This is a genomic window from Nocardioides lacusdianchii (assembly GCF_020102855.1).
GTDB classification, from domain to species: Bacteria; Actinomycetota; Actinomycetes; order Propionibacteriales; family Nocardioidaceae; genus Nocardioides; species Nocardioides lacusdianchii.
Genome location: NZ_JADHZD010000037.1, coordinates 1 through 3,808 on the forward strand (window position 1 = coordinate 1; position 3,808 = coordinate 3,808).

2 protein-coding genes are annotated in these 3,808 nt (G+C 66.6%); one reads left to right on the forward strand and one right to left on the reverse strand.

The window, feature by feature from the left end; all coding sequences use genetic code 11:
- Positions 1 to 966: 966 nt before the first annotated feature.
- Complete coding sequence (locus tag IRX98_RS22330) at positions 967 to 1,581, forward strand: recombinase family protein (RefSeq protein WP_224280544.1); 615 nt, start codon at positions 967 to 969, stop codon at positions 1,579 to 1,581.
- A 186-nt stretch (positions 1,582 to 1,767) separates the two neighbouring features.
- On the opposite strand, the gene IRX98_RS22335 is transcribed toward IRX98_RS22330, so the two are convergent.
- A complete protein-coding gene (locus IRX98_RS22335; protein ID WP_224280546.1) occupies positions 1,768 to 2,976 on the reverse strand; it encodes an IS110 family RNA-guided transposase in 1,209 nt (402 codons plus the stop codon).
- Positions 2,977 to 3,808 lie beyond the last annotated feature (832 nt).

Sequence of the window (3,808 nt, forward strand, 5' to 3'; positions counted from 1 at the left end):
GCTGTGTCCGTGGCCCTAGGGTCCATCCGGTCACGAACGGTCACGAACGGTCATCACGGACGCCCATGAGCGACGGCACGGGACATGACCGCTCGTCGGCACGTGCGGACGTCCCGCAGGCCGAACCCCTGAGGGTCTCCCCCGCCGTGCTCAGGGCAACAGGCTGCTGCGTTTCACTGAGGTGTCGGATGCGGGACAGCGGCACCGATAGCCGATCCCGCACCGGGTCTTGCTCAATTACGCTGCTCGTTTCGAGTCTGGGTCAGGCGAGTCAGTTGTGGTCGCGAGGTTCGCTAGCCCGGGTGAGGAGGTGGGCACACCTCACCCGCAAAGCGGCGAGAGTGGCGGTGCGTGAAGACGTGAGTCCCTGCTCCGATTGGCCGGAGTTTTCGCTGTGCGCTGATATGGCCTGAGCGCGGATCTGGACACGCGAGAGCACCCACGTAAGAGGGCTCACTGACGGTAGCGGCTCCGTGTTGGGGTCGAGTACCTCCCGGTAAGCCCGGATCAGCACGTCTTCAGCCACAAGCTCATCGCGCACAAGACATCTCGCTAGCAACCACGCCAGGTGACAGGTCTGGTCGTAGACCCGAGCTGCGGCGAACATATCGCCATCGCGCGCTTGCCGCAGATCCACGGCGAGGTCATCGTCCGAGATCACATCGACCCTCCCGTCGCGTCGACGACCATACTCGCAGCACCACCCACAGCACCGTGGGTACGACGGGACATGCTGCTGTATGCCACGTTGGTGACGGACTGCGGTGGGGCAGCCGAAGCGTCCCGTACTGGTCGCGGTGCGCGTAGCGATTGGGCACCGGCTCGCCCAGCCAGCCTCGCCGTCAGCGGTCGATGGGTTGTTTGCGGTACGGGCCAGTGAGGCGCTTGCTGAGTGGTCGGGCGATGTCCGATACCCGAGTCGACCACAGCCTGTGTTTCGACCGGGTCTACCTATGGAGGTGCGCCATGAGCGCGCTGCTTGTCGGGTACGCCCGATGCTCTACCGATCAGCAAGACCTAACCGCCCAACGCGACGGGCTCCTCGGTCTCGGCGTCGAGCCGGACCGGATCTACGTCGATCATGGCCTGACCGGCACCAACCGCGAGCGACCCGGACTCCGCGAGGCCCTCGCGGCCTGCCGGGCTGGAGACACCCTGGTGGTCACCAAGCTCGACCGCCTGGCCAGGTCGCTACCTGATGCTAGGGCCATCGCTGACGAGTTGACGCTGCGCCAGGTCAGCCTGAGTCTGGGCGGATCGGTCTACGATCCGGCCGACGCGGTGGGGAAGCTGCTGTTCAACGTCCTTGCCATGGTGGCCGAGTTCGAGTCCGACCTGATCCGGCTGCGGACGGTGGAGGGGATGAAGGTCGCCAAGGCGAAGGGACGGTTGCGGGGCAAGCAGCCCAAGCTGAGCCGCAAGCAGGAGGCACACCTGGTGTCCCTGGTTCACAGCGGCGAGTACAGCACCCTTGAGGTCGCCGAGCTGTTCGGCGTCGGACGCTCCACCGTCTACCGCGCGATCGAACGTCAGCGGATCGCGGCCAAGGCTGATCTCGTAGAGGCACGATCTCGCCGCTGATTCCGGCAAGGCGCCGGCTGTTCCGGATCCGACACCCCAGCGGGACAACCGGCGCCGTCGGCCAGACTCGGGGCACAGGACCCATAGACGTTCGGCCTGTGGGACGGGTCGCGCCTCCCGACGTCGACTGAGCCATTGACCACCGGGTCGCCTGCGGAGCCGCGGCGAACCGGCCCCCCTCTGTTGTCAACGGGTGGCTTCGAGGGTCCTTGTCACTGTGCTCTTCCGGGGTGGCACGGGTGCGGCGTAGCGTCGGCTATGCGGGTCCGGGAGTGGCTGATCCGAAGTGTCGATGTGCGGGGGCAGGTCGACCGCGCTGGATTCTTGAGACGCCCCGCAGTGCCCTCCCGGACTCGCACCAGCAGCGATGGCGTCGGCGACGAGCTGCTTGTAGATGACGTCGGAGATGCGTCGTTTGAGGCAGCGCAGTGCCTCGGCGGGCTTCTTCCCGGCGGCTCGCTTGCGGCGGTAGTAGGCCCGTCCGTCGGTGTCGAGCCGCAACTGGGTGACTGCGGCGATGTGGATCACGTGGTTGACCCGCCGGTTGCCGGCTCGTGAGAGTCGGTGCCGGTTCTGCTCACCCGACGATGCGTCGAGGGGCGCGGTGCCGGTCCAGGACGCGAACCGGTTGCGGTCGGCGAACCTGGCCACGTCCCCGACGTCGGCAAGGATCCGCGCGGCGACAACGGGACCGATGCCGTGGATGTCCATCAGATGTGACTGCCGGGCCTGGACCATCGCCTTCAGCTCGGCGGTCGCCTTCTTCATCTTCGTCTCGATCGCGATCAGATCGGCGAGCTCCTCGGCGGCGATGCGGCGTCGGGTCTTCCCGGCGATGTCACGTGGTCGCACGCTGGCCAGCATGACCTTGGCCTGGCCCGAGGTGAGGTCCTTCTTCGCCTGTCCTGGCAGGAGTTCCGCCAGCAGCGCGTGCAGTCGGCACACGGTCTGGACGCGTCGTCTGGTCAACGCCTCGCGGCGGTCGGAAAGCATCCGCACGGCCTCGAGCTCACCATCGCGGCGCAGCACGCGGAGGGACTTGGTGCGTACCCCGACCACGGCCACGGAGTGGGCGTCGAGGGCGTCGGTCTTGCGGTTGTGGCCGGTGTCGAACAGACGGACCCGGGCGGCGAGCTTGGCCGGCACGTCGACGACGTGCTCGCCGGCTTCGAGGAGTCGCTGTGCGAGTGGCCGACCGGCGCCGTTGGCCCCCTCGACTGCCCAGACCCGATCGGGCCAGGTGCTCGCGTACGTGCGCATGGCTGTGTAGCCGGCGTGGTCGGTGGTGAACCGCCCGGTGCCGAGCTTCTTCTCGTGCTGGTCCAGGACCTCGATGGTGGCCGACAGTTTGTGAGGATCGACGCCGATTACGACGCGACCGACCGGGTTGCTCATGTGCTTCTCCCGCCTGTTCGCTTTCGGATGGTCGGCGAGGTGGGCATTGCTACTACGAGCTGGGCAGTCCCCTCTTGAGCCACGCCTCGTCAGCAGTGTTCGGCGGACCGCAAACCGGAGGAGGGCCACACCGCCAGTCGACGGTGGGCAGCCCAAAAGAGAGCGAGCCCGCCGAGCACCTGGGCCGAGTCTGGCCAGACATCGACCTTGGCGGGAGTCTCTAGTAGGCCCAGAATGACGCTGAAGGCTACGTGGTGATCGTGACGGCGGTTGGCAAGAGTTGAGCGACTGGCGTCCAGAGGTCCACTTCGACCTCGCGCGACTCGATGCTGACAATGAGGGAGTAGTCGACGCCCAAGTCGCTCTGATCGCTGTGTGGTCGCGTCTTCCACCATCCAGCAACGGGGTAGACCGCAATCGCTCGCTTGCTCGCCAGGGCGGCGCCAGTGCCCTCCCAAATGTCGGTGTGCAGCGAGCCCGGCTTCTGCTGCTGGTTGGCGCCGAAGAACCACCCGCGCTCCGTATCCAGCGACGGTGGGCGGCGACCATCCTCCCGGGCCCGGGTGTTGATCCGTTCGCGGAACGACTCGACGCTCTCCTCGGGCCGGCGAGTGGCGAAGCGAAGGCCATGTGACGGGTAGATGTACCTTCCCGACCACCCTCTGCTCGAAGGGTTCGGCTCGACGAAGTACGACAGCGTGACCCGTGTGTTGGTTCAGGACATCGGAATGGGGTGTCTCAGGACATCGGAATAGGGATGTCTCACGACATCGGCATGGCGTCGTCACAGGCTGGTGCGCCCACCCGAGGCTGCGAGGTGTCGAAACGTCGC